19 protein-coding genes are annotated in these 25118 nt (G+C 54.2%); 16 read left to right on the top strand and 3 right to left on the bottom strand.

The window, feature by feature from the left end:
- Positions 1-9 precede the first annotated feature (9 nt).
- Positions 10-924, top strand: a complete 915-nt coding sequence (locus IM300_RS20565; protein ID WP_193038118.1) for an OmpG family monomeric porin — start codon at positions 10-12, stop codon at positions 922-924.
- A 33-nt stretch (positions 925-957) separates the two neighbouring features.
- Here IM300_RS20565 and IM300_RS20560 read toward each other — a convergent pair whose 3' ends face one another.
- Positions 958-1968: a LacI family DNA-binding transcriptional regulator gene (locus IM300_RS20560; protein ID WP_193038116.1), complete on the bottom strand. Its 1011-nt coding sequence runs from the start codon at positions 1966-1968 to the stop codon at positions 958-960.
- 155 nt (positions 1969-2123) lie between these two features.
- Between IM300_RS20560 and IM300_RS20555 the strand changes: the two genes are divergently transcribed.
- The 3 genes from IM300_RS20555 (at position 2124) to tyrR (ending at position 6223) form a co-directional block, all read left to right on the top strand.
- Positions 2124-3521: a YcjX family protein gene (locus tag IM300_RS20555; protein WP_112791805.1), complete on the top strand. Its 1398-nt coding sequence runs from the start codon at positions 2124-2126 to the stop codon at positions 3519-3521.
- Positions 3518-4570: a YcjF family protein gene (locus IM300_RS20550; RefSeq protein WP_193038114.1), complete on the top strand. Its 1053-nt coding sequence runs from the start codon at positions 3518-3520 to the stop codon at positions 4568-4570. The genes IM300_RS20555 and IM300_RS20550 overlap by 4 nt, the downstream gene beginning before the upstream one ends.
- Positions 4571-4681: 111 nt before the next feature.
- Complete coding sequence (gene tyrR, locus IM300_RS20545; RefSeq protein ID WP_063452310.1) at positions 4682-6223, top strand: transcriptional regulator TyrR; 1542 nt, start codon at positions 4682-4684, stop codon at positions 6221-6223.
- A 34-nt stretch (positions 6224-6257) separates the two neighbouring features.
- On the opposite strand, the gene tpx is transcribed toward tyrR, so the two are convergent.
- Complete coding sequence (tpx, locus tag IM300_RS20540) at positions 6258-6764, bottom strand: thiol peroxidase (protein ID WP_193038112.1); 507 nt, start codon at positions 6762-6764, stop codon at positions 6258-6260.
- 106 nt (positions 6765-6870) lie between these two features.
- Here tpx and ycjG point away from each other — a divergent pair, with 106 nt between their 5' ends.
- Positions 6871-7836 (top strand): L-Ala-D/L-Glu epimerase, encoded by a 966-nt coding sequence (gene ycjG / locus IM300_RS20535; protein WP_193038110.1) that lies wholly within the window; start codon positions 6871-6873, stop codon positions 7834-7836.
- Here ycjG and mpaA read toward each other — a convergent pair.
- Complete coding sequence (gene mpaA / locus IM300_RS20530) at positions 7827-8540, bottom strand: murein tripeptide amidase MpaA (protein WP_063452313.1); 714 nt, start codon at positions 8538-8540, stop codon at positions 7827-7829. The two genes, ycjG and mpaA, sit on opposite strands and share 10 nt — an antisense overlap.
- Positions 8541-8723: 183 nt before the next feature.
- On the opposite strand from mpaA, the gene IM300_RS20525 reads away from it, so the two are divergent.
- The 11 genes from IM300_RS20525 to IM300_RS22725 all read left to right on the top strand — a co-directional run.
- Positions 8724-10340: an ABC transporter substrate-binding protein gene (locus IM300_RS20525; protein WP_193038107.1), complete on the top strand. Its 1617-nt coding sequence runs from the start codon at positions 8724-8726 to the stop codon at positions 10338-10340.
- A 610-nt stretch (positions 10341-10950) separates the two neighbouring features.
- The gene (gene tssB / locus IM300_RS20520; RefSeq protein ID WP_063452315.1) at positions 10951-11442 is read left to right on the top strand and encodes a type VI secretion system contractile sheath small subunit; all 492 of its coding nucleotides are present in this window, start codon (positions 10951-10953) and stop codon (positions 11440-11442) included.
- Between the two features lie 40 nt (positions 11443-11482).
- Positions 11483-13018, top strand: coding sequence for a type VI secretion system contractile sheath large subunit (gene tssC / locus IM300_RS20515; RefSeq protein ID WP_063867064.1), 1536 nt, complete (start codon positions 11483-11485; stop codon positions 13016-13018).
- Positions 13019-13033: 15 nt separating this feature from the next.
- The gene (tssK, locus tag IM300_RS20510) at positions 13034-14374 is read left to right on the top strand and encodes a type VI secretion system baseplate subunit TssK (RefSeq protein ID WP_193038105.1); all 1341 of its coding nucleotides are present in this window, start codon (positions 13034-13036) and stop codon (positions 14372-14374) included.
- Positions 14371-15063, top strand: a complete 693-nt coding sequence (tssL, locus tag IM300_RS20505) for a type VI secretion system protein TssL, short form (RefSeq protein ID WP_193038103.1) — start codon at positions 14371-14373, stop codon at positions 15061-15063. The genes tssK and tssL overlap by 4 nt, the downstream gene beginning before the upstream one ends.
- On the top strand, positions 15060-16766 hold the full coding sequence (locus IM300_RS20500; protein WP_193038101.1) for an OmpA family protein: 1707 nt from the start codon (positions 15060-15062) through the stop codon (positions 16764-16766). Before tssL ends, IM300_RS20500 begins: the two co-directional genes overlap by 4 nt.
- Before the next feature lie 5 nt (positions 16767-16771).
- Complete coding sequence (gene hcp / locus IM300_RS20495; RefSeq protein WP_009653685.1) at positions 16772-17263, top strand: type VI secretion system effector Hcp; 492 nt, start codon at positions 16772-16774, stop codon at positions 17261-17263.
- Positions 17264-17435: 172 nt separating this feature from the next.
- Complete coding sequence (tssH, locus tag IM300_RS20490) at positions 17436-20081, top strand: type VI secretion system ATPase TssH (RefSeq protein WP_193038099.1); 2646 nt, start codon at positions 17436-17438, stop codon at positions 20079-20081.
- Positions 20078-22510, top strand: a complete 2433-nt coding sequence (locus IM300_RS20485) for a type VI secretion system Vgr family protein (protein WP_226842391.1) — start codon at positions 20078-20080, stop codon at positions 22508-22510. Before tssH ends, IM300_RS20485 begins: the two co-directional genes overlap by 4 nt.
- Before the next feature lie 14 nt (positions 22511-22524).
- The gene (locus IM300_RS20480) at positions 22525-24693 is read left to right on the top strand and encodes a M23 family metallopeptidase (RefSeq protein ID WP_193038097.1); all 2169 of its coding nucleotides are present in this window, start codon (positions 22525-22527) and stop codon (positions 24691-24693) included.
- 9 nt (positions 24694-24702) lie between these two features.
- Positions 24703-25118: hypothetical protein (locus IM300_RS22725; RefSeq protein WP_226842390.1), on the top strand; the 416-nt coding region annotated here is incomplete at its 3' end.

Genomic DNA, 25118 nt, shown 5'->3' with positions numbered 1-25118 from the left:
AATATTTTAATGAGTACTCTACTAAGAAGTGCTGCGCTCGTTCTGTGCGCAGGGGTTAGCTGCGCGCAAGCAACAGAAACAGCAAAACACTGGGAGTTTAATATTGGTGCCATGTATGAAATTGAAAACGTCGAAGGGCAGGGTGACGATAAAGATGGATTATATGAACCTTCCGTGTGGTTTAACGCCACGTATGATGCGTGGACCATTTCACTGGCCATGTATCAGGAAGGCCCGGTTGATTACAGCAGCATGACGCGCGGCACCTATTTCGATCGCCCTGAATTCGAATTACGGTATCGCTTCATTGGCACCGATGATTTTACGCTGGGTCTTACGGGCGGTTTCCGTAATTATGGATATCATTTTAAAAATGAACACGGTGCGAAAGACGGCAGTGCTAATATGCAGCGCTACAAAATTCAGCCAGACTGGGATCTGAAATTAACCGATGACTGGCGTTTTAGCGGTTGGTTTGCCATGTACCAGTTTGCGAATGACCTGGGAAAAACCGGTTATTCTGACAGCCGTGTTGAAACGGAAACCGGTTTTACCTGGACAATAAACGAAACCGTCTCTGCAAAAGTTAACTACTATTTAGAGCGTGGTTTCAATATGGACAGTTCACGTAATAACGGTGAATTCTCGACCCAAGAAATTCGTGCCTACCTGCCGGTTTCATTAGGCCAGACAACGCTTACGCCTTACACCCGTCTGGGGCTCGATCGCTGGTCAAACTGGGACTGGCAGGACGATCCAACCCGTGAAGGGCATGACTTCAACCGACTGGGGCTGCTCTACGCTTACGACTTTGCGAATGGGCTTTCCATGACGCTCGAGTATGCCTACGAATGGGAAAATCATGACGAAGGTGACAGCGACCGCTTCCACTATGCGGGTGTCGGCGTGAATTACGCGTTCTGATGACGTGATACCAGGGGCGTTTGCCCCTGGTTTTTAGCGTAACGAAGCCGCATCTGTAAAGTGGGTTTCAACCAACACTTTATGCGGCGCAGGTTTATTTGCAATGCACTTGAATAAAAGAGTGCAGCTCTCTTCGCCGAGCTTTCTCGTTGGGATATCAAAGCCGCCGGGTGCAGGGGTCAAGATGAGAGACAGCATCGGGTCGCTGTATCCTGCCATGGCAACCTGCTCCGGGATCGTCAGATTTAGCGTATCTGCGGCACGGTAAAGACTCAGCAATTTCATGCTGTCAGTTGCAAAAACCGCATCGGGCGGGTTGTCTGAGGAGAGGAGCTGGCTGGCCGCCTGAAGCGCGCTTTCATGGGTATATCCGCCATCGATAACCCAGGCCGGGTTAATTTCGATGCCGTGTTTCTTAAGACTGGACTTATAGCCCGCCAGACGATCGATAGAAACGTGATAATCGAGCGGGGCATGCAGGCAGGCAATTTTGGTGCGGCCATGCTTGATAAACGAGTCTGTTAATATGGCGCTGTCGCGGAAATTATCCGTATCGACAGAATAGATATTCTGGTAATTCCCTTCCACTTTACCAATAACAACCACGGGCACACCGTATTCATCCAGCGTCGAGAAAAAAGACTCGTTCGCCGGCGAGCTTAGCATGATGATCCCTTTAATCATCTTTTGCTTTATTTTACCCACGCATTTTTGCAGATCGTCTTCACTGCTTTTGGACGTTTGTAAAATAACATCAAAACCTTCCTCTTCTGCTTTTGCCGTTATGGCATGCAGTACATCAGAGAAAAAGGGATTTCCAGCAGTGGTTTTGGTTGAGCGGGTCGAAATAACCATAATGGCGTCGAAGCCAGATGAGGTGAGTGCGCGGGCAAGTTTATTAGGCTGGTAATTTAATTCATCTATCGCCTTCAACACCTTTTCACGCGCTTCAGGAGAAATATTCGTTTGTTTATTCAGAACGCGTGACACGGTTGATTTCGAAACGCCAGCAACGCGGGCAATATCATAGATGGTGGGTGACATACACCTTACTCACTCCAGACGGACAGCAATTGCGCCCATCTTACTGGAGAGAAAACGGCAATAGCAATAATTAAGAATTGATAATCAACGATCTGCCCCAATTTACTGTATTCTGAAGTGACTCTTTTCAGGGTTCCAGGCAATGAAGGACGGCGATGAAGCGACTTAAAAACGAATTCAATTCTCTGGTGAACCGTGGCGTTGATCGCCACCTGCGTCTTGCCGTGACGGGGCTGAGCCGCAGCGGTAAGACGGCATTCATTACGGCGATGGTCAATCAGCTGATGAACCTGCATGCGGGAGCGCGGCTGCCGCTGCTAAGCGCGGTGCGTGAGGAGCGGCTGTTGGGCGTGAAACGCGTACCGCAACGTGATTTTGGCATCCCCCGTTTCACCTATGATGAAGGTCTGGCTCAGTTATACGGGGAGCCTCCCGCCTGGCCCACCCCGACGCGTGGCGTGAGCGAAATTCGCCTTGCGCTTCGTTTCCGCTCGAATGAATCCCTGATGCGTCACTTCAAAGAAACGTCCACGCTGTATCTCGAAATTGTGGATTATCCGGGTGAATGGCTGCTTGATTTACCCATGCTGGCGCAGGATTACCTGAGCTGGTCCCGACAGATGACCGGCCTGTTGCAGGGGCAGCGGGCAGAGTGGTCGACCAAATGGCGCCAGCTTTGCGAAGGGCTGGATCCGCTGGCGCCGGCGGATGAAAATCGTCTGGCCGTCATAGCCGAAGCCTGGACGGATTACCTGCACCAGTGCAAACAGGAGGGGCTTCATTTTATCCAGCCAGGCCGTTTTGTGCTGCCGGGTGATTTAGCCGGCGCCCCCGCGCTCCAGTTTTTCCCGTGGCCGGACGTTGACAGCATCGGCGAATCGAAGCTGGCGCAGGCGGACAAGACCACCAACGCCGGTATGCTCCGCGAGCGATACAACTACTACTGTGAAAAGGTGGTTAAGGGCTTTTATAAAAATCACTTTTTGCGCTTTGATCGCCAGATCGTGTTGGTGGACTGCCTGCAACCGCTCAACAGCGGGCCGCAGGCGTTCAATGATATGCGGCTGGCGCTGACGCAGCTGATGCAGAGTTTCCATTACGGACAGCGTACCCTGTTTCGCCGTTTGTTCTCTCCGGTCATCGATAAGCTGTTATTTGCCGCCACAAAAGCCGACCATGTGACGGTCGATCAGCACGCCAATATGGTTTCCCTGCTGCAACAGCTGGTGCAGGATGCCTGGCAGAATGCGGCTTTCGAAGGGATCGGCATGGATTGTCTGGGGCTGGCGTCCGTACAGGCTACGCAAAGCGGTTTGATTGACGTTAACGGCGAGAAAATTCCGGCCCTTCGGGGCAACCGCCTCAGCGACGGGGAGCCGCTCACGGTCTATCCAGGGGAAGTTCCCGCGCGTCTGCCGGGCCAGGCCTTCTGGCAAAGCCAGGGGTTTCAGTTCGAAGCCTTCCGTCCGCAGAGGATGAACGTTGACCAGCCACTGCCGCACATCCGTCTGGATGCGGCGCTGGAGTTTTTGATTGGAGATAAATTGCGATGACGGAACCGTTGAAACCACGCATTGATTTTACCGGTCAGCTTGATCAGACCCCGCATGAAGCGTTCAAAACGGCGCAAACCTTCAGCGGCCCGCAGGCCGACAACTTTGCTCCCGTGCTGACAGAGGAACCGCTGGTTGAAGAGGGGCAGGCGGAAGCGGTCGTTGACGCGGCACTGCGCCCGAAACGCAGCCTGTGGCGCAAGATGGTCACCGCCGGGCTGGCCCTTTTTGGCGCGAGCGTAATCGGGCAGGGCGTGCAGTGGGGCATCAATGCCTGGCAAACCCAGGATTGGGTGGCGCTTGGTGGCTGTGCCGCCGGAGTGTTGATCGTTGGTGCGGGCGTAGGCTCAGTCGTCACCGAGTGGCGTCGCCTCTGGCGTTTGCGTCAGCGCGCGCACGAACGCGATGAAGCGCGGGATCTGCTGCACAGCCACGGCACGGGAAAAGGGCGTGCATTTTGTGAAAAACTGGCGGCTCAGGCCGGGATAGATCACTCTCATCCGGCGCTACAGCGCTGGTATGCGGCGATCCACGAAACCCAGAATGATCAGGAGGTGGTCACGCTGTATGCCCATATTGTCCAGCCGGTACTGGATGCGCAGGCTCGCCGTGAGATCAGCCGTTCGGCGGCGGAATCCACGCTGATGATCGCCGTTAGCCCGCTGGCGATGGTGGACATGGCCTTTATCGCCTGGCGCAACCTGCGCCTGATTAACCGCATCGCCAGGCTGTACGGCATTGAGCTTGGCTATTACAGCCGTCTGCGCCTGTTCAAACTGGTGTTGCTGAATATCGCCTTTGCCGGGGCCAGCGAACTGGTGCACGAGGTCGGAATGGACTGGATGTCGCAGGATCTCGCGGCGCGTCTCTCCGCGCGGGCGGCGCAGGGGATAGGTGCCGGTCTGCTGACGGCACGCTTAGGTATTAAAGCGATGGAGGTCTGTCGTCCGCTTCCCTGGATCGACGGCGACAAGCCGCGATTGGGCGATTTCCGCCGCGAGCTGGTAGGTCAGCTTAAAGAGACGCTCAGTAAAAAACCTGTGCAGTGAGGATTTGTTTACTAATCGTGCGGGCTGTCAATATTTGTTGACAGCCACCTTCCCGAACACCGTGATCTGACATATCATTTTACTGTTAATGGCTTAAACGGTGAATTTCCCATGCGTCTGGAAGTCTTTTGTGAGGACCGTCTCGGTCTGACCCGCGAGTTACTCGATCTTCTTGTTTTACGTAGCATTGATTTACGTGGCATTGAGATCGACCCTGTCGGGCGAATTTACCTCAACTTTGCCGAAATTGAATTCAATACCTTCAGTAGCCTGATGGCGGAAATCCGCCGTATCGCTGGCGTTACGGATGTTCGCACCATCCCCTGGATGCCGTCCGAGCGAGAACATCTCGCGCTGAGCGCGCTGCTGGAAGCGATGCCGGAGCCGTTTCTGTCTCTCGATCTGAAAAATAAAGTCGAGCGCGTTAACCAGGCCAGCTGCCAGCTGTTTGCGCAGAGCCAGGAAAAGCTCATCGGTCACCACGCTACGCAGCTGATCCCGGGGTTTAATTTCCAGCGCTGGCTGGACAGCAGCCCGCAAAATACCCATAGCGAGCACGTCGTCATTAACGGACAGAATTTCCTGATGGAGATCACGCCGGTCTACCTGAAAGGCGAAAATGCCGCGCGGGTGCTGACCGGCGCAGTGATCATGCTGCGCTCCACGGTGCGCATGGGCCGCCAGTTGCAAAATCTGTCCAGCCAGGACGTTGGCGCATTCAGCCAGATTATTGCGGTAAGCCCGAAGATGCGTCACGTGATCGACCAGGCGCGCAAGCTGGCTAATCTGACCGCGCCGCTGCTGATTACCGGTGATACCGGCACGGGGAAAGATCTGCTGGCGCATGCTGTGCACATGGCCAGCCCGCGCGCGGCAAAACCGTATCTGGCGCTGAACTGTGCATCGATTCCGGAAGATGCGGTGGAAAGCGAGCTGTTCGGGCATGCGCCGGAAGGCAAAAAAGGCTTCTTTGAACAGGCAAACGGCGGTTCGGTGCTGCTGGACGAGATTGGCGAAATGTCGCCCCGCATGCAGGCGAAGCTGCTGCGCTTCCTGAATGACGGCACGTTCCGTCGCGTGGGGGAAGATCATGAAGTGCACGTGGATGTGCGCGTCATCTGCGCCACCCAGAAAAACCTGGTGGAGCTGGTGCAGAAAGGGGTGTTCCGCGAAGATCTCTACTATCGTCTGAACGTTCTGACGCTCAATATCCCGCCACTGCGCGATTGCCCGCAGGACATCATGCCGTTGACGGAGCTGTTTGTCGCCCGTTTTGCCGACGAGCAGGGCGTGCCGCGTCCGAAGCTTTCTGCCGACCTCGGCACCGTGCTGACGCGTTACGGCTGGCCGGGCAATATTCGTCAGCTAAAAAATGCGGTTTATCGCGCATTAACTCAGCTTGAAGGGTATGAACTGCGTCCTCAGGATATTTTGTTGCCGGATTACGATGCCGGGACGGTATCGGTAGGCGAAGAGGCAATGGAGGGCTCGCTGGACGACATCACCAGCCGTTTCGAGCGTTCGGTGTTAACGCAGCTCTATCGTAGCTATCCGAGCACGCGCAAGCTGGCGAAACGTCTTGGGGTCTCACATACCGCGATTGCGAATAAGCTGCGCGAATATGGGTTGAACCAGAAGAAGGGTGACGAATAAACAAAAAAGCCTCTTTGCAGAGGCTTTTTTACGTTTAGGCTTTAAGTGCCTCAAGTGCAGCGGTGTAATCCGGTTCGGTGGTGATTTCGTTAACCAGATCGCTGAAAACAACGTTGTCGTTTTCGTCGATGACCAGCACCGCACGTGCAGCCAGACCTTTCAGCGCGCCTTCTGAAATGGCAACGCCGTATTGCTCCAGGAAATCCGGGCTACGCAGAGTGGAAAGGGTGATGACGTTGCTCAGGCCTTCAGCGCCGCAGAAGCGGGACTGGGCAAACGGCAGGTCAGCAGAAATGCACAGCACCACGGTGTTGTCCATTTCGGTCGCCAGCTCGTTGAATTTACGCACGGATGCCGCGCAAACGCCCGTATCGATGCTTGGGAAAATGTTCAGGACTTTACGTTTGCCAGCAAACTGGCTCAGCGTGACGTCAGACAGATCTTTAGCCACCAGAGTAAAAGGCTGTGCTTTGCTGCCAGACTGAGGGATGGAACCTGCAACAGCAACCGGGTTGCCCTGGAAATGAACGAGTTGTGACATAGATATCTTCCTGTTTACAAATAGTTAACGTCGTGGCTAGTGTATGTCATCCGCAGTTAGCACGGCAAACCAATTTTATGCCTTACCGGCCTGCAAGGAGTCAGTGATGAGAAGCGTTAAGGTCTATGAAGAAGCCTGGCCATTGCACACCCCGTTTGTGATCTCGCGCGGCAGCCGTAATGAGGCCTGCGTGGTGGTGGTTGAATGTGAAGAGGATGGCGTAAAAGGCGTCGGTGAATGTACCCCTTATCCTCGCTACGGAGAAAGCCTGGCCTCAGTCATGGCGCAAATTATGACGGTGGTGCCCGACTTGCAGGCGGGGCTGACGCGTGAGGCCCTTCAGCAACGGTTGCCGGCCGGCGCGGCACGCAATGCGATCGACTGCGCGCTCTGGAGTCTGGAAGCGGCGAAGCAACACAAACCGCTGCCTTCACTGCTGGACGTTACGCTGCCGCAATCGATCGTCACCGCGCAAACGGTCGTCATCGGTGAACCCGAGCAAATGGCGGCCAGCGCTCAGGCGTTATATGCCACCGGTGCAACCTTATTAAAGGTGAAGCTCGACGATCGTCTGATTAGCGAACGCATGGTCGCCATTCGGGCGGCGGTACCTGATGCCACCCTGATAGTCGACGCGAACGAGTCATGGCACAGCGAAGGGCTGGCGGCCCGCTGTCAGCTGCTTGCCGATCTGGGCGTTGCCATGCTGGAGCAACCTCTCCCGGCAGACGACGACGCCGCGTTGGCGAATTTTATTCATCCGCTTCCCGTCTGTGCAGATGAAAGCTGTCATACGCGCGAGAGTCTTTCAGATCTCAAAGGCCGCTACGAGATGGTGAACATCAAGCTGGATAAAACAGGGGGGTTAACCGAGGCCCTGGCGCTGGCAAAGCATGCGCAGGCGCAAGGCTTTACCCTGATGCTGGGTTGTATGTTGTGCACGTCCAGAGCGATCGGCGCTGCACTCCCGCTGGTGAACAGCGTGCGTTTTGCCGATCTGGATGGCCCAACCTGGCTGGCGGTTGACGTTTCACCCGCCCTGAGTTTTACCTCTGGCGTTCTTCATCTTTGAGGCTGCCAGCGCAGAAGATCCGTCATCGCTCTGAGGTATTTTTCACTCGCTTCATCCGAGGAGATCGGCGGAAATTCTGCGGTGATACAGTGCAGGCCGAGATCGGCGCACCAGCTTCCAAACGACCCGGGAGTTTCATAGCCGACGCTGGTTACCAGCGGAAGAGCAAACGCATCCGCCAGCCACTGCCCGAGCGCCGTATGACGAGGATCTTCAATACAGGCGAGGGGATCGTGGAAAGAGACTACCCAGGCCGGGTGGATCTTATGAATAAGCTGGCACAACGCCTGAGTCTCGGGCTCGGAACCCGGTTTGTCGCCCGTGAGCAGAACCACATCGCGTTCCTGCGCCGAACTGTTCCAGCGATACACCGTTTCACCCGCGCGCCAGTTTGCTGCCGGAAAATTCCTGTTAAGGTCAACGCCTCGTGCATTTGCCCGTAATCCAAGCTGGCAACCGTCCGGGTTGACGCTCAAAATCACATGATGTCGTCGTAAATCGGGGGCCAGCGTACGTAGCGCGCACGAAAGCGTCACGATGGACGAGTTTTCGTCGCCATGCGTGCCCGCAATGATTAAGCCGCTAGTACGATCGGGCTCAGGTGCGGGAAACCAGATCAGTGGAGCGCCTAAAAATGAGCGGCCATAATGTTCAGTCCCTGGCGGGAAGGCGCCGCGTTCCGTTCTTGGTCGGGTGGTTGCCATAGTAAACCCTGATGATGAAGTCGCTTCTGGCAGTGTTGTGCAAAACCCGCGCTTAATCAAATAGTTTCCGTCTGGATGGAAAATTGCCTGACATCAACTTTCCAGAGGAAGCATTTGCATTTCTCCGTGTCGAAACAAATAATTACGCATCTGCCTGTTACCTGACATCATTAAGGGGATCGTATGAAGCATCCTGTTTCGCTTCTTTGTACTGCGCTGTGGCTGTGCGGGCTTTCTTCACTTGCATATGCCGCGGAGGTTCCCAAAGGAACGGTTCTGGCGCAAAAGCAGGAGCTGGTTCGACACATTAAAGATGAACCCGCATCGCTCGATCCGGCTAAAGCGGTGGGTTTACCCGAGATACAGGTGATCCGCGACCTTTATGAAGGGCTGGTGAATCAGAACGAAAAAGGGGAGCTGATTCCCGGCGTGGCGACGCGCTGGCAGAGCAACGATAACCGTGTCTGGACGTTCACGTTGCGGGATAACGCTAAATGGTCTGACGGTAGCCCTGTGACGGCCCAAGATTTTGTTTACAGCTGGCGTCGCCTGGTTGATCCCAAAACGACGTCACCTTTCGCCTGGTTTGCAGCGCTGGCGGGCATTAACAATGCGCAGGCCATTATTGATGGAAAAGCTGCTCCGGATACGCTCGGCGTGACGGCAGTTGATGCTAAAACGCTGCGCGTGCAGCTGGACAAACCGCTGCCATGGTTCAGCAACCTCACGGCGAACTTTGCGTTCTATCCGGTTCAAAAGGCAAACGTGGAAAGCGGTAAAGAATGGACGCGCCCTGGCGCGCTCATCGGCAACGGTGCATATGTGCTGAAAGATCGCGTGGTGAATGAAAAGCTGGTGGTTGAGCCGAACACTCACTACTGGGATAACGCCAATACGGTGATAAAAAAAGTCACATTCGTGCCGATCAACCAGGAGTCCTCAGCGACCAAACGCTACCTGGCGGGCGACATTGATATCACGGAATCATTTCCCAAAAACATGTACCAGAAGCTGCTAAAGGATATTCCGGGGCAGGTATATACTCCGCCACAGCTTGGTACCTATTACTACGCGTTTAACACGCAAAAAGGCCCAACCGCTGATGCGCGCGTGCGTCTGGCGCTCAGCATGACTATCGATCGGCGCATTATGGCGGAAAAAGTTCTGGGAACCGGTGAGAAACCGGCCTGGCATTTCACTCCTGATGTCACTGCGGGTTTTACGCCGGAACCCTCGCCATTTGAGCAGATGTCACAGCAGGAGCTGAATGCTCAGGCGAAAACGTTATTGCAGGCGGCAGGCTATGGTCCCCAGCGCCCGCTGAAATTAACGCTGCTGTACAACACGTCTGAAAACCACCAGAAAATCGCAATTGCCGTCGCATCTATGTGGAAGAAAAATCTGGGCGTTGACGTTAAGTTGCAGAATCAGGAGTGGAAGACCTACATCGACAGCCGCAATACCGGGAATTTTGACGTGATCCGTGCGTCGTGGGTAGGAGACTACAATGAGCCGTCGACATTCCTGTCGCTGCTGACGTCCTCACACACCGGCAACATCTCCCGGTTTAACGATCCTGCTTACGATAAGATTCTTCATCAGGCGACGCTTGAAACGACTGAAAAAGCGCGTAATGCAGACTACAACATGGCCGAGAAGATCCTCACCGAGAAAGCACCGATTGCCCCTATTTATCAGTACACCAATGGTCGTCTCATTAAGCCTTGGGTTAAAGGGTATCCGATAAATAACCCAGAGGATATTGCGTACAGTCGTACAATGTACATTGAAAAGCATTAAAAACCAGGTAAGGCGCTTAAGTGGCTATGGCAAATAGCCGTACATCGCTTAAGCGCCTGAACGCAGGGTTAATGCTATTTACAGGCGAGTTATTAGCAAAATCCTTCCATAAAAAACCGCATTCATTCTTTTGATGAATGCCACCAGCGATATTTCTCTTCCGGTTTATCGAAAAGCGCGTAACCATTAATTCATTATCTGTATAACAGCATGATTTCTGCTATTTAAAACCTGATTTTGTCCGGTATAGGACTTTTCCATATTCAGCAGATTTATTGGATAAGATGATATTAGATTGCGCTTCTGCGGCTGATGTTTAGAATCGCATTGATAAAAATCAATTATTCAGCGACAGGGGGCAATGAATTCAATATTCTCTGTCAACGCAGGCATTCCTGCTGGTTTATTGTGAATAAATGGTTAATACTTTTTACGTGCCACGTATGTCTGGTATTTATAAATACTAATGGTTAGTGGAAAATTCTTAAGAAAAGTCCAAATGTAGATCTTTGATCTGATTAGTTGATCTAGAATGGCCTTTTGTTCTAATATGGGTTTGTAAAGAACCGTCACTCACTTAACATTATTTCTTTTGAAGAAAGGGACTGCTATGGCCGATTCGTTCCAGAATGAGGTGCCCAAGGCACGCATAAATTTAAAGCTGGCGCTGCATACAGGTGGCGCGCAGAAGAAAGTTGAACTGCCGCTTAAACTCCTTACCGTCGGTGATTTCAGTAATGGAAAAGAGAATCGTCCATTATCCGAAAGGGAGAAAATCAACGTCAATAAAAATAACTTCAACAGTGTACTTTCGGAATTTAACCCGGGAGTTAATCTGACGGTTCCAAACACAATGGCAGGGGATGGTTCTGAAGAAAGTATAAAACTTAACTTCTCCGATATTAAGGATTTCGAACCTGAACAGGTGGCCCGCCAGATCCCTCAGCTCCGTGCCATGCTGGCTATGCGTAATTTATTACGCGATCTCAAATCCAATCTTCTTGATAACGCTACTTTCAGAAAAGAACTCGAGAAAATTCTTAAAGACCCAGCGCTGTCTCAGGAATTACGCGACGAAATGAGTGCACTGGCCCCGAAATAAGCGGCATGTGTAATTTAATGGATTAACCGGGAATATGCTGATGTCTGTGAATACTGAAACCGCCTCTGCGCAGGGGCAGACCACCGTACTGGAAAAAGAGGGCGTTTACGCCTCCCTGTTTGAAAAAATCAACCTGACCCCGGCCTCCAGCCTGGGTGATATCAATGCTTTTCTGGATGATGCCGCACTTTCTGATGCTCCGGCGGGTGAACGCCTGACGGCGGCGATGCAGGTATTTATGGACTGCATCCGCAAATCCGGTCAGCCCGTAGATAAGCTTGACAAGACGCTGATTGACCACCATATCGCCGAGCTGGATTTTCAGATTAGCCGTCAGCTGGATGCCGTAATGCATCATCAGGAGTTCCAGAAAGTGGAATCCCTGTGGCGCGGCCTGAAGCAGCTGGTGGACAGCACCGACTACCGCCAGAATGTGAAAACCGAGATTCTGGACGTCTCCAAGGACGACCTGCGCCAGGATTTTGAGGATGCACCGGAACTGATCCAGAGCGGCCTCTACTGGCACACTTATACCGCCGAATACGACACCCCTGGCGGCGAGCCGATTGGTTCAGTCATTTCATCCTATGAATTTGACGCCAGCCCGCAGGATGTGGCGCTGCTGCGCAACATCTCTAAAGTGTCTGCTGCCGCACACATGCCATTTATTGGTTCTGTCGGCCCGAAATTCTTCCTGAAAGATTCTATGGAAGAGGTCGCTGCGATTAAGGATATCGGCAACTACTTCGACCGCGCTGAATACATTAAGTGGAAATCCTTCCGCGACACTGACGATGCCCGCTATATCGGCCTGGTGATGCCGCGTGTGCTGGGGCGTCTGCCGTATGGCCCTGATACCGTGCCTGTTCGCAGCTTCAACTACGTTGAGCAGGTGAAAGGCCCGGATCACGAGAAATACCTGTGGACCAGCGCGTCATTCTCCTTTGCCTCTAACATGGTGAAGAGCTTCATCAATAATGGCTGGTGCGTGCAAATCCGCGGCCCGCAGGCGGGCGGAGCGGTGAAAGATCTGCCGATCCATCTGTACGACCTCGGTACCGGTAACCAGGTGAAGATACCGTCCGAAGTGATGATCCCGGAGACCCGCGAATTTGAGTTCGCCAATCTTGGCTTTATCCCACTGTCGTACTACAAAAACCGCGATTACGCCTGCTTCTTCTCGGCCAACTCCGCTCAGAAACCGGCGCTGTACGACACCGCAGATGCGACGGCCAACAGCCGCATCAATGCCCGTCTGCCTTACATCTTCCTGCTGTCGCGTATTGCGCACTACCTGAAGCTGATTCAGCGCGAGAACATCGGCACCACCAAGGACCGCCGTCTGCTGGAGCTGGAGCTGAATACCTGGGTGCGAAGCCTGGTGACTGAAATGACCGATCCGGGCGATGAGTTGCAGGCTTCTCATCCGCTGCGTGACGCGAAGGTGGTGGTGGAAGATATCGAAGACAACCCGGGCTTCTTCCGCGTGAAGCTGTATGCGGTTCCGCATTTCCAGGTGGAAGGTATGGACGTGAACCTGTCTCTGGTAAGCCAGATGCCGAAAGCGAAAGCGTAACGTAAGGCAGGAAGCATGAAAACGGAACAACCGTTATGGGGCAGGGGCCAGATGGTCTCTCCCCAGCACTTCCAGCAACAGGCCGCCTATGCGGCCTGGTCTGCGGAATGTGTCGCCCGGCTGGGTCTCACCCATCCCTGGGGGGTAATTAATGCCACTTTCGAATCGGATATTCTCAAGCTGGGACGTTTGCAGGCCCGTCATCTGCACATCCGGTTTCCTGACGGGACATTAATCGATACGGATAATGCTGACGACCTACCCCCGGTGCTGGCGTTGGAGAGTGAATCACAGGATGTGGTGGTGGTATTGGCCCTTCCGCTGCTACGCGCGAATGGTGGCAACTGCCTTAAGCCTGATGAGGTCGCAGGGCGTCCTGTTCGCTATCGTCAGCGCTGGCAGGATGTCCGCAACCTTTTTGGGGATGACACTCGCCAGATTGCGGTGATGCGGCCAGAACTGACGTTGCGTTTCGCTCATCAAAATAACAGCGATTACCTGACCTGTCCGGTCGCTCACCTACAGCGGGATTCACAGGGAAACTGGGCACTTGATGAGACGTACCTTCCACCACTTTTGGCGCTGCTGGGCAGCCGCTGGTTGGTGACTCAGCTGGAGCAACTGTTGACGCAACTGCGCGCTCGTCTGGGCCGTCTGATGGACATGCGCCGGGAAAGTAATGAGCGTATGGCGGATTTTGCCGTAGCCGATGTCTCCCTGTTCTGGTTGCTTAATGCCCTTAACAGTGCTGAGCCTGTGCTGGGGCAGTTTCAGCGCAATCCACAAAGCCCGCCTGAGCGTCTGTATCCAGAGTTGGCTCGGCTTGCAGGAAGCCTACTGACCTTCTCGCTGGAGCACCAGGTCAGCGCGATCCCAGTATGGCAACATGAGCAACTAAATAACGTCTTCCCGCCGCTCTTTGATTTATTAGGTGACCTGCTCGAAGCTAGCCTGCCATCGCGTGTGGTAGCGATTGAACTAGAGCATGATGCCCGGCTTCACTTCTGGCAGGCTCGTCTGCACGATCCGCGTTTGCGCGAAGAAGCTGATTATTACCTCTCCGTGCGTTCACCGTTGCCGGTGGCACAATTGCAGGAGCAGTTCCCGCGCCAGTGCAAGGTCGGCAGCCCCGATCATGTCAGGAGTATCGTCAACTCATCGCGGGTAGGTGTTCCTCTGACGCCGCTGCGTCATGTGCCGGCAGCCATACCACTGCGTCTGGAAAATCAGTATTTCAGCCTTGATGTCTCTCATCCCCTGGCCATAGAAATGTTCCAGAGCGGCACCTGTATGTTTTACGTTCCTGGAATGCTTGCCGAGCCTGAACTTGAACTCTTTGCGGTACTGAGAACATGAGTGATCGTAAACGCGCTAATGCCGCGTTCATTGATATTGATGATCTCCTCCAGGACACCTGGCTACAGGTGATAAGCCTGCGTCACGGCCCGATATTCCAGGAAGGCGAAGGGCGAATCCTTTGGGAGCGCTGTATTGCTGATGTGGAACGTGTGCAACGTGAACTAAAAGCGAGAGAGCTCGATGAAGCCAGCTGCCAGCATATTCTCACGGCACAATGCGCGCTACTCGATGAGGCGGTCAAAGGTCGGGGTGTGGAGGATGACGCCTGTATACAGTGGTATGACATTCCTCTGCAAGGGTACTTCCTCGGCACTATGGATGCTGGTGACACGCTGTGCGATCGGATGCGTGATGTGTTGCGTGAACCGGCGCCAGACCACGCTGTCGTGACCTGTTTCCAGCGGGTCATGATGCTGGGTTTTCTCGGCAGTTACCGTTCACCGAATGACCCGGAGCGCCAGAAACTTGTCAACGTCCTCAACGAATATGTCACGCCGTTCAGCTATCCACAGTCCCACCCCGTACTTGCGGAGAGCCATACCGGGCGGGGAATTATGGGCGGCTGGCTGGCGTCATGGCCCGTACGTATTGGTCTGAGCGTGATGGTGGTCGTTGCACTCTGGTGGGGGCTGGATCGCTGGCTGGATCAGATGCTGCTGACCCTGTTGCCGGAGGCCGTGAAATGAGTCCTGCACAACAGCGCTGGCTTGCGTTGTGGGCCGTCCTGCTGAGTTCTGTGGTCTGCCTGGGTTTTCTGCCGGTATCCTGGCTGTTTTCTGTGCTCATTCTGCTGGCGGTAGTGGGGCTTATACTGGTGTTCTGGACTGTCGCCAGTCGCCGTGAACAGCATGATTCCACCCTTCGTCTGGAGGAACTGCCTGACGCCGCTTACCGTCAGCCCGTGGTGCTGGTTTGTGGTGATCTGCCGCTAGCCTGGCCGCAACCGTCACCGGTACTCACTGTCACGCAGGGATGCTGGATCCGCGTGGAAGATCATCAGGATCTGGTGCAGGCTGCCCGTCAGATACTGTGGTTACGTCCTGACTGGGGTCGTCAGCTGTCGGTGATGGTCAGCGTCTGCCCCCAGCAGCACCCCGACAGCGAAGCCCTGACCAGTCGGCTGCTGACCCTGCGCTGGGAAATCAGCCGGTTGCGTAAAGAAACCGGTCATTCTATACCGCTGGTGCTGAATGGTCAGGTCGGCAGCGCGATGACGAATGACATACTCTGGCAGGCTGCTTTACCAGGAGAAGGCGTGAGGGTTTGGCGTGAATCTTCAGCCCCAGCTTCTGTTGCTGCATGGGTTACTACCGGCGGAACGCCTGCGGTGCAGCAGCAGGTGCTGATGAACAGTCTGATGAGCTGGTTCCAGCAGCACGTAGAGGCTGTATTTATAGATGAAAACCCCGATATTCCTGTGATTGCACCTGTTGCGATGCTTTGGGGAATGGGGCCGTTCCTCGCCGGAAGCCTGGCCACATCGGCCTGGACAATGTGGCTTTCCCATCACACAGCGATGCAGCAGGTGTCTGGCTGGCAGCCGGTGGGAACGAACAGTACGGTTATCTCCCTGTACCCGGATTTTATCCTGCCATTACTGCCGGAAGGGCGAGGTCTGACACCGCGTGAGCGAACCTGGCGCTGCGCGCTCGGGATCTTCACGCTGGCGACTATCGCTGCGCTGCTCAGCAGTGGCTTGAATAATCGCCAGCTAATGCATCATGTGAGCTTCGATATTGTCCGTTACGACCGCATTTCTATGGACAACTACGGTCCGAAAGCCGACGCCGTTGCGGTACTGCGCGAGGATGCGGCATTGCTGGACGACCATGCACGTAACGGCGTACCGGCCCGGCTGAGCCTGGGGCTTTATCAAGGCGGGCGTCTGCGCATGCCCGTGCTGGATGCGATCCGCTCGTATGTGCCCCCACCTCCGCCGCCTGAACCGAAGCTCAAACCGATACCGAAAATTGTGCGGCTCGACAGCATGTCGCTGTTCGATTCCGGCAAATTTGAGCTCAAAGCGGGCTCCATCCGAATGCTGGTAAATTCACTGGTTGGCATCAAAGCGAAGCCGGGCTGGCTGATTGTCGTGTCCGGGCATACCGATAACACCGGTAATCCACAACTGAACCAAACGCTGTCCCTGAAGCGTGCTGAAGCGGTGCGCGACTGGATGCGTGACACCGGCGACGTGCAGGAAAGCTGTTTTGCGGTGCAGGGCTATGGTGAAAGCCGTCCTGTCGCAACCAACGACACCCCGGAAGGGCGTGCGCTCAACCGCCGTGTCGAAATCAGTCTGGTGCCGCAGGCGAATGCCTGCCAGGCACCGGGCACTACCCATGCGTCATCGCAGGATGATGACGCTGATAATAATGTAACGGAGTAATTAACATGGCAATTCCAGTCTATCTGTGGCTGAAGGACGACGGCGGCGCGGACATTAAAGGGTCTGTGGACGTTCAGGATCGTGAAGGTAGTATCGAAGTGGTGGCCCAGGAGCACAACCTGTACATCCCGACCGATAACAACACCGGCAAGCTGACCGGCACGCGTATCCACACGCCATTCCTGTTCACCAAGGAAATCGACTCCTCCAGTCCGTACCTGTACAAGGCGGTGACCACTGGCCAGACCCTGAAATCTGCCGAGTTCAAATGGTACAGAATCAACGACGCGGGTCAGGAAGTGGAGTACTTCAACACGAAGCTTGAGAACGTGAAGCTGGTGAAAGTGAATCCGAAGATGCATGACATCAAGGATCCTGCTTTCGAGAAGCATAACCACCTTGAGCAGATTGAGCTGCGCTACGAAAAAATCACCTGGACCTACAAAGACGGCAACATCATTCATTCCGATTCCTGGAACGAACGCGCCACTGCGTAAGTGACCGAGCAGACGGTCAGCCGTCTGCTTTTTTTGCTGAGCGCCTGCACTGACGGGCGTTCAGCAAAAAACTACACAATCTGCCTGCCTGACCTGATGCGCTTTGGGTTCCTGAATAACAGGGAACAGCGACGGGCGGTAGCGTGTCCGGAACTGATAAAGAGAGAGTCTCATGGAAAATCCAGCCATCCTGTTACGCCGTCTTAATCCATACTGTGCCCGCGCGATGGAAGGCGCCGCGTCCCTCTGCCAGACCCGCGCCCATGCGGAAATTTTGCCCGAACACTGGCTACTGAAGCTGCTGGAACAGGGCGAGGGCGACCTGACCGTGCTGGCGCGACGCTATGAATGGGATATGGATGCGATATGGCAGGATCTGCTGGGTTTTCTGGACCGTCTGCCACGTTCGGTGCGCAGCCGCCCGCAGCTGTCGGACAGCGTTCAGGCTCTGATGCAGGGGGCCTGGCTGCACGCTTCGCTGGCGGGGGAAGAGCATATCCGCAGCATTCACCTCCTGATGGCCATGGTGGAAAAACCAAAACTGGTGCGCTGCGACGGCCTCTGGCCGCTGCTGACGCTGGCGCAGAGCCAGCTTGAACGCCTGCGGGGGCTTCTGGATGCGCAGTCGGATGAGCGCCCGGAGGTGCAGCAGGAAGCGGAGCTTAAACAGGGCGGTGAGGTGGAGTTTGTTGGCCGTCCGGTGAATGCGGATATAAAAGGAGAGCTGAACCCGGCCTTGCAGAGTGCGCTGGACAAGTTCACCCTCGACGTTACCGCCCGCGCCCGTGAAGGGAAGATCGACCCGGTCTTTGGCCGTGATAATGAAATCCGCCAGATGGTGGATATTCTTTCCCGCCGCCGTAAAAATAATCCGATTCTGGTCGGCGAGCCGGGGGTCGGTAAGACCGCGCTCGTTGAAGGACTGGCACTGCGAATTGCGGAGGGCAATGTGCCGGACGCGCTGAAGCCGGTCTCGGTGCGCACCCTCGATCTCGGTCTGCTACAGGCAGGAGCGGGCGTGAAGGGGGAGTTCGAGCAGCGCCTGAAAAACATCATCGAAGCGGTGCAACAGTCGCCATCACCGGTACTGCTGTTTATTGACGAGGCGCACACCATTATCGGCGCGGGCAACCAGGCGGGCGGCGCCGATGCGGCAAACCTGCTGAAACCGGCTCTCGCCCGCGGTGAACTCAGAACCATCGCCGCCACCACCTGGAGCGAGTACAAACAGTATTTCGAGCGTGACGCTGCGCTGGAGCGTCGTTTCCAGATGGTTAAAGTTGACGAACCGGACGACGACACCGCCTGTCTGATGCTGCGCGGACTCAAGTCACGCTACGCAGAGCACCACGGCGTGCATATTACCGATGAAGCGGTAAAAGCCGCCGTCACGTTGTCCAGGCGTTATCTGACCGGACGCCAGCTCCCGGACAAGGCGGTTGATCTGCTGGATACCGCTTCTGCCCGTATCCGCATGAGCCTGGATACGGTGCCGGAGCCGCTGACCCGCATGAAGGCGCAGCTTACGGCACTTGCCATGGAGAAACAGGCGCTACTGGAGGATATCGCGGTGGGCAATACCGCCCACGGCGAACGTCTGGCCGCCATCGAACAGGAAGAAGTCCGCATCATTTTGCAGCTCGACGAACGGGAAAACCAGTACGGTCAGGAGCTGAAGCTGACGGAAGAACTGCTCGCCTGCCGCACTGATAACTCACATCAGGGGGAGATAGCAGACCTACAGATGCAGCTTACTGCAGTGCAGAAAAATATGCCGCTGCTGGGGCTGGACGTGGACGCGCGTACCGTCGCAACCGTTATCGCCGACTGGACCGGCGTACCGCTCTCTTCATTAATGAAGGATGAGCAGACGGAACTGCTGAGCCTGGAGCAAAACTTCGGCGGGCGGGTGGTTGGCCAGGACGCGGCGCTTAACGCTATTGCGCAGCGTCTGAGAGCAAGTAAAACCGGCCTTGCACCAGAAAACGGCCCGCAGGGCGTGTTCCTGCTTGTGGGGCCGAGCGGCACCGGCAAGACGGAAACGGCGCTGGCACTGGCGGACGAGTTGTTCGGCGGCGAGAAATCCCTTATCACCATCAACCTCTCGGAATACCAGGAGCCGCACACCGTCTCTCAGCTTAAGGGCTCCCCTCCGGGCTACGTTGGTTACGGTCAGGGCGGCATTCTGACCGAAGCCGTCCGCAAGCGCCCATACAGCGTGGTGCTGCTGGATGAAGTGGAAAAGGCGCACCGGGATGTGATGAACCTGTTCTACCAGGTCTTTGACCGGGGATTCATGCGCGACGGCGAGGGGCGGGAAATTGACTTCCGCAACACGGTGATTCTGATGACCTCGAACCTCGGCAGCGATCTCATCATGCAGATGCTTGATGAACAGCCGGAAGCGACAGAGCCGGACCTGCATGAGCTGCTGCGCCCGGTACTGCGCGAACACTTCCAGCCCGCGCTGCTGGCGCGCTTCCAGACGGTGATTTACCGTCCGCTGACTCAAGCTGCAATGCGAACGATTGTTGGCATGAAGCTGAGCCAGGTGAGCCAGCGCCTGACGCGTCACTACGGTATGACGACCACCATAAATGAATCCCTGTACGACGCGCTGACCGCCGCCTGCCTGCTGCCGGATACCGGGGCGCGCAATGTCGACAGTCTGCTGAACCAGCAGATTTTACCGGTCCTGAGCCAGCAGCTGCTGAGCCAGATGGCGGCGGGGCAGAAGCTGCAGCATCTTACGCTTGGCTGGGATGAGGAAGAGGGCATAGTGCTCGAGTTTGACCGGACAGAAGGTGAGCATGCATGAGCAGTAATCTTCCCTTACGATTCAGCCACAGCCATCACCTGCTTTCGGTGAAGGGCTGCGATGCAGGGCTTGATGTGCTGGCATTTGAGGGCGATGAAGCCCTGAGTACACCGTTCAGCTACCGTACTGAATTTACCAGCGCGGACCATGCCATCAGCAAAGAGATGATGCTGATGAAAGCGGCTTCCCTGACGCTTCAGGCCCCGGTTGACCAGGGTTATGGCATCAAAATACAGCAGCCGGTGCGGGTGATTCAGGGCGTGGTGACCGGTTTTGAACGCCTCAGCACGTCAAAAGATGAAACCCGCTACGCCCTGACGCTTGAGCCGCGTCTGGCGCTGCTTGACCGCTCGCACCAGAACGCAATTTACCAGGACATGTCGGTTCCGCAAATCGTGGAAAAAATCCTGCGCGAGCGCCACGGCATGCGCGGCCAGGATTTCCTGTTCTCACTGTCAAAAGAGTACCCGCGCCGTGAGCAGGTGATGCAGTACGCTGAGGACGACCTGCACTTTATCACCCGCCTGCTGGGTGAGGTCGGTATATGGTTCCGCTTCACCACCGATACGCGGTTGAACATCGACGTGGTGGAGTTTTACGACAGCCAGCAGGGGTATGAGAAAGGCCTGACGCTGCCGTCGGTACCGCCGTCAGGGCAGCACTCACAGGGTGTGGACTCGGTGTGGGATATGGAAAGCCACCATAACGTGGTGCAGAAGGAGGTCAGCACACGCGACTACAACTACCGTCAGGCCACGGAGGATATGAACACCCGGGTTGACGCGACCGGCGGGGATACCACCACCTGTGGTGAGGCCTATCATTACGGCGATAATTTTCTGACGCAGGGAAGTGCGTATGACCGCAACCCGACAGCGGAGTCCGGGGCGTTTTACGCCCACATCCGTCATGAGCGCTACCTGAATGGCCAGACGCAGACCGTTGCCTTCACCAGCTGCCCGATCCTTTCACCGGGTATGCTGCTGAAAGTCACCGGCGGGTACGAAGTGGCGGAGGTGTTTACCCAGGGCGTGGTTGTCACGGCGATGCACAGCCATGCCCGGCGTGATGCAGACTTTTGCGTCAGGTTTGACGGCATCCCGGACAGCGCGGACTTTTGCTTTCGCCCGGAACCCGGCAGCCGCCCGGTAATGGCCGGCACCTTACCGGCCCGCGTCACCAGCACCACCGAAAATGACACCTACGGGCATATCGACAAGGACGGTCGCTATCGCGTCAATATGCTGTTTGACCGTGAGAACTGGGAGACCGGGTTCGAAAGCCTGTGGGTCCGTCAGTCCCGCCCGTATGCGGGGGACACCTACGGCCTGCACCTGCCGCTTCTGGCGGGCACCGAAGTGGCGATTGGCTTTGAAGACGGCAACCCGGACCGGCCGTACATCTCCGGCGTGCTGCATGACTCTGCGCACGGCGACCACGTCACCATCCGGAACTACAAACGTAACGTCCTGCGCACCCCGGCGAACAACAAAATCCGCCTCGACGACGAGCGCGGGAAAGAGCACATCAAGGTCAGCACGGAGTACGGCGGCAAGAGCCAGCTGAACCTCGGCCACCTGGTCGACAGCGAGAAGCAGCAGCGCGGCGAGGGGTTTGAGCTCAGGACGGACAGCTGGGGTGCGATACGGGCGCAGAAAGGGATATTTATCAGCGCGGACGCGCAGGCGAAGGCGCAGGGTCAGGTCCTTGATATGAAGCCGGCGGTGAGCCACCTGGGTGATGCCCGGGCGCAGATGCAGGCGATATCAGATGATGCGAAGACGGCGACGGCGAATCCGGCAGACCTTCAGGCGCAAATCACCCTGCTGGAACAGCATCTGACGGACCTCAAAAAATCGGTGCTGCTGATGAGCGCACCGGACGGTATGGCGCTGACCAGCGGACAACACCTGCAGGTGTCTGCCGGGCAGAACCTGATTGCCACGGCCGGTAAAAATGCGGACGTCAGCGTGGTGAAAAATCTGTTTATCGGGGTGGGCAACGCCCTGAGCCTGTTTGTCCGCAAGCTGGGTATCAGGCTTATCGCGAACCAGGGACCGGTGCAGGTACAGGCGCAGAACGATCTGATGGAACTGCTGGCACGCAAGGAAATCAGCATTGTCAGCACGGAAGATGAAATCAGGATCCTTGCGAAGAAGAAGATCACGCTGAACGGTGGCGGAAGCTATATCACGCTGGACGCGAATGCGATTGAAGCGGCGACGCTCGGGGATTACCGGACACGGGCAGGATTTTATGACCGGCTGCTAAAGGCAAATAAACCAGAAGATTTTCCGAGTATTGCCCCGGTAGCATCAGAGCCTGTCAGCTCTGATAGCAAACCTCAAGAAAATCCAGACAACGCTGAAGATGCCCCTGATGCTGGTCCGGAAGCTCCTGGGCCAGCCAGCTATTTCCTATTTTCCTGACACGGAGTCATAACATGATTATCAGCCCGCCGTTTCTGAGAAACAGAACTGCATCCCAGACTGATGCCGACTGGACTGGTGCAATGATGCCGGTAAATTCAGTTCAGGGATTTCCTTTAAACGGAGCAGAATCCTGGCATGGTGGTGTTCACATTACACATACAGATAGTGGAACGCCGCCTGGAAAAATACGGGCAATTGCTGATGGCGTGGTGGTTTCGTTCCGCCAGCCATCGTCGTCTAAAGATGCAGAACCACTCAATTATCTCGGACCGACAGATGACGGCTATGTGTTGCTGAAGCATGAAACGGAGACAGGAAGCGGAGAAGACGGGAAGGTCGTATTCTATTCACTGTATATGCATATGAAATTTCTGGAGGCAGAAATCAAACAGGATGCAAAAATATACCGTAAAGCCCCCCTGGGCTCTTCAGGAATGTGCAGTGGTCAGAATGAATTCCATTTCCAGATTTTTTGTGATGACGACAATATCAGCAAGCTGGCGGGCAGAACGACCCGTGAACTGGATGTGTCGAAAGATGGCCGAACCGATGCAGTTTACGGCGATATTCACTTTTATCTTCCGGCCGGAACGAAGTTTTATGACAAGGCACCCGCAGATAACAGTACTTCCATAACCGGTCTTTCGGAGCTGTATACCAGCAGTGCGCCGCTGTATGTCAGTATGACTCTGGCACAAGGCAGCTGCACGATGGTGACCCGCCAGAAAAATACACAGACTGACGGGAAGTATGATCTGCTGGGCGACCCTCTGGTGAATGCTGACGGTGAAGACTACGAATATAATCTCTATAAAACCGCGATGCGGAATTATAAGGAAAGCCCCAGCGCGGGGTTTGAACTGCTTCGTTTTGGCCGGGTGATCAATACGGAGCACGAAACGCTGGCACCGGCAGATGCGCCATTATGGATGACCGTGAATTACCCGGGTGGCAAAGGGATGGTTAATCTTGCTGACGCGAATATCAAAAAGTTCAGTGACGCTGATTTTCCTCACTGGACGGGCTGGCAGCTGGTCGATGACGATGCTGACAGTAACAGTCAGTGTAGCTCAGCCATAATCAGGAAGCTGCAGGAGGACGGTGAGTACAATAATCAGTGTGGAAAGTTAATCTGTCATTTCCCGTTCGAATGGGAAAAAAGTACGATCGATACCCGTTTTTCATGGCTGAAAACGGGGGATGATAAGCGTGCTCCGATGACGGAAGCAGATTATGCAAAATTCAAGGCCCATGCAGAAGCGTTGTGCTTTGATTCCGGAGCATTCAGTAGTGGCAGGCTGTGGCATTTTGAGCCAAAAGCATTCATTGAACAATTTAGAAAATGTAGTTGGATGAATCTTGATGAGCTAGCTGCCACATTTCCGAAATATTTATTTTACTCATCAAGCGGTAATCCAAGAACTGCTCAAAAGCAGCCCGCAAGTGTATATTCAATAGATCATGAGCAAGCTAAAGCTAGGATTGAGTCGCATTATGAATCGTTGAATTTATGTATTAGAAAATATATTGGAAGCGATAAGAAAAGAATATCATTTTTCCTACCACAAACATTGCTAGAAACTGCTCAGTGGAGAGATTTAGGTGGAAGTAAGAGGTTATTACATGAGTGGGGGTTTGGACGTTATAATTCAGTGAATCCTGCCACGGAGTATTATACTGTTTTTTATGGTAGAGGGATCATGCAACTTACATGGGCAGGACTGTATAAAACCTACGGTGAATACCGAAAATTTCCAAATCATTCAGGTTCATATATGGATCGATTACGCCCTGATGTTCCGCGGCTTACCTCAGTCTCAACCCATTATGCAACCCATCCCGATGATGGGGGGACTTTGTTTCGGTGGTCTCCAAGATTCGATCCTGATATCGTAGCTGAAGATAAATACAGCTCTTGTGATTCTGGTGGATTTTACTGGGCTTCAAAGGTATATAAACGAAAAACCTCAATAAATAGAGTCGCGGATGAAGATTTTACAGCAGATAATGTCGGGTTAATCAATCGTTTGGTTAATGGAGGCTCGAATGGGTACTATGAAAGACAAGCCTATTCGAAATTTATTGGTTTTTATTTAATGGATGAGATGAATACTGATATAACTGTCAGTCTAAACCCTACTGGAAAATCGCGTATTGTTGTGGACTTAACAAAATCATAAGGGGTTATCATGAAGTATATTATTTTTATTATTTGTGTTTTTTCAAGTGTTGTATTAAGTTGCAATAACACATATTTAGACGTTAACAATACTGAAGGGATTTCTGCGAAAATTTGTCTGGAAGATAATGATTCGTTGCCAGTATCGGTGTTAGGTAATGGTAAAATTCTTAGCACAAAGGATATAGATGTTTCATCCGAGAAAAAGAACCATATTATTATCGAGGATTATAATCGTGATAACTATAAGGACTTCAGTGTATGGCATGTAGATGAAGGAATGGGTAAGTTTAAAATTTATAGATTATTCATCTTTTCTCCAACTGAAAATAAATTCAATGAGATCAAATCTACATGCGGCGATGATTTTATTGATATTCGAATCAATGGTGAGTATTTAATTAATACGTTTTATGATGATAATGC

This window comes from Enterobacter cloacae complex sp. I2 (assembly GCF_014896205.1).
Classification (GTDB): domain Bacteria; phylum Pseudomonadota; class Gammaproteobacteria; order Enterobacterales; family Enterobacteriaceae; genus Enterobacter; species Enterobacter quasihormaechei.
The sequence above is the reverse complement of the archived record's forward strand: the minus strand, read 5'-3'. Positions and strand labels throughout refer to the sequence as shown.

Excerpts from the sequence above, each read along its gene's own strand:
- IM300_RS20565 (WP_193038118.1), top strand. The coding sequence starts at position 10 with ATGAGTACTCTACTAAGAAGTGCTGCGCTCGTTCTGTGCGCAGGGGTT.
- IM300_RS20560 (WP_193038116.1), bottom strand. The coding sequence starts at position 1,968 with ATGTCACCCACCATCTATGATATTGCCCGCGTTGCTGGCGTTTCGAAA.
- IM300_RS20555 (WP_112791805.1), top strand. The coding sequence starts at position 2,124 with ATGAAGCGACTTAAAAACGAATTCAATTCTCTGGTGAACCGTGGCGTT.
- IM300_RS20550 (WP_193038114.1), top strand. The coding sequence starts at position 3,518 with ATGACGGAACCGTTGAAACCACGCATTGATTTTACCGGTCAGCTTGAT.
- tyrR (WP_063452310.1), top strand. The coding sequence starts at position 4,682 with ATGCGTCTGGAAGTCTTTTGTGAGGACCGTCTCGGTCTGACCCGCGAG.
- tpx (WP_193038112.1), bottom strand. The coding sequence starts at position 6,764 with ATGTCACAACTCGTTCATTTCCAGGGCAACCCGGTTGCTGTTGCAGGT.
- ycjG (WP_193038110.1), top strand. The coding sequence starts at position 6,871 with ATGAGAAGCGTTAAGGTCTATGAAGAAGCCTGGCCATTGCACACCCCG.
- mpaA (WP_063452313.1), bottom strand. The coding sequence starts at position 8,540 with ATGGCAACCACCCGACCAAGAACGGAACGCGGCGCCTTCCCGCCAGGG.
- IM300_RS20525 (WP_193038107.1), top strand. The coding sequence starts at position 8,724 with ATGAAGCATCCTGTTTCGCTTCTTTGTACTGCGCTGTGGCTGTGCGGG.
- tssB (WP_063452315.1), top strand. The coding sequence starts at position 10,951 with ATGGCCGATTCGTTCCAGAATGAGGTGCCCAAGGCACGCATAAATTTA.
- tssC (WP_063867064.1), top strand. The coding sequence starts at position 11,483 with ATGTCTGTGAATACTGAAACCGCCTCTGCGCAGGGGCAGACCACCGTA.
- tssK (WP_193038105.1), top strand. The coding sequence starts at position 13,034 with ATGAAAACGGAACAACCGTTATGGGGCAGGGGCCAGATGGTCTCTCCC.
- tssL (WP_193038103.1), top strand. The coding sequence starts at position 14,371 with ATGAGTGATCGTAAACGCGCTAATGCCGCGTTCATTGATATTGATGAT.
- IM300_RS20500 (WP_193038101.1), top strand. The coding sequence starts at position 15,060 with ATGAGTCCTGCACAACAGCGCTGGCTTGCGTTGTGGGCCGTCCTGCTG.
- hcp (WP_009653685.1), top strand. The coding sequence starts at position 16,772 with ATGGCAATTCCAGTCTATCTGTGGCTGAAGGACGACGGCGGCGCGGAC.
- tssH (WP_193038099.1), top strand. The coding sequence starts at position 17,436 with ATGGAAAATCCAGCCATCCTGTTACGCCGTCTTAATCCATACTGTGCC.
- IM300_RS20485 (WP_226842391.1), top strand. The coding sequence starts at position 20,078 with ATGAGCAGTAATCTTCCCTTACGATTCAGCCACAGCCATCACCTGCTT.
- IM300_RS20480 (WP_193038097.1), top strand. The coding sequence starts at position 22,525 with ATGATTATCAGCCCGCCGTTTCTGAGAAACAGAACTGCATCCCAGACT.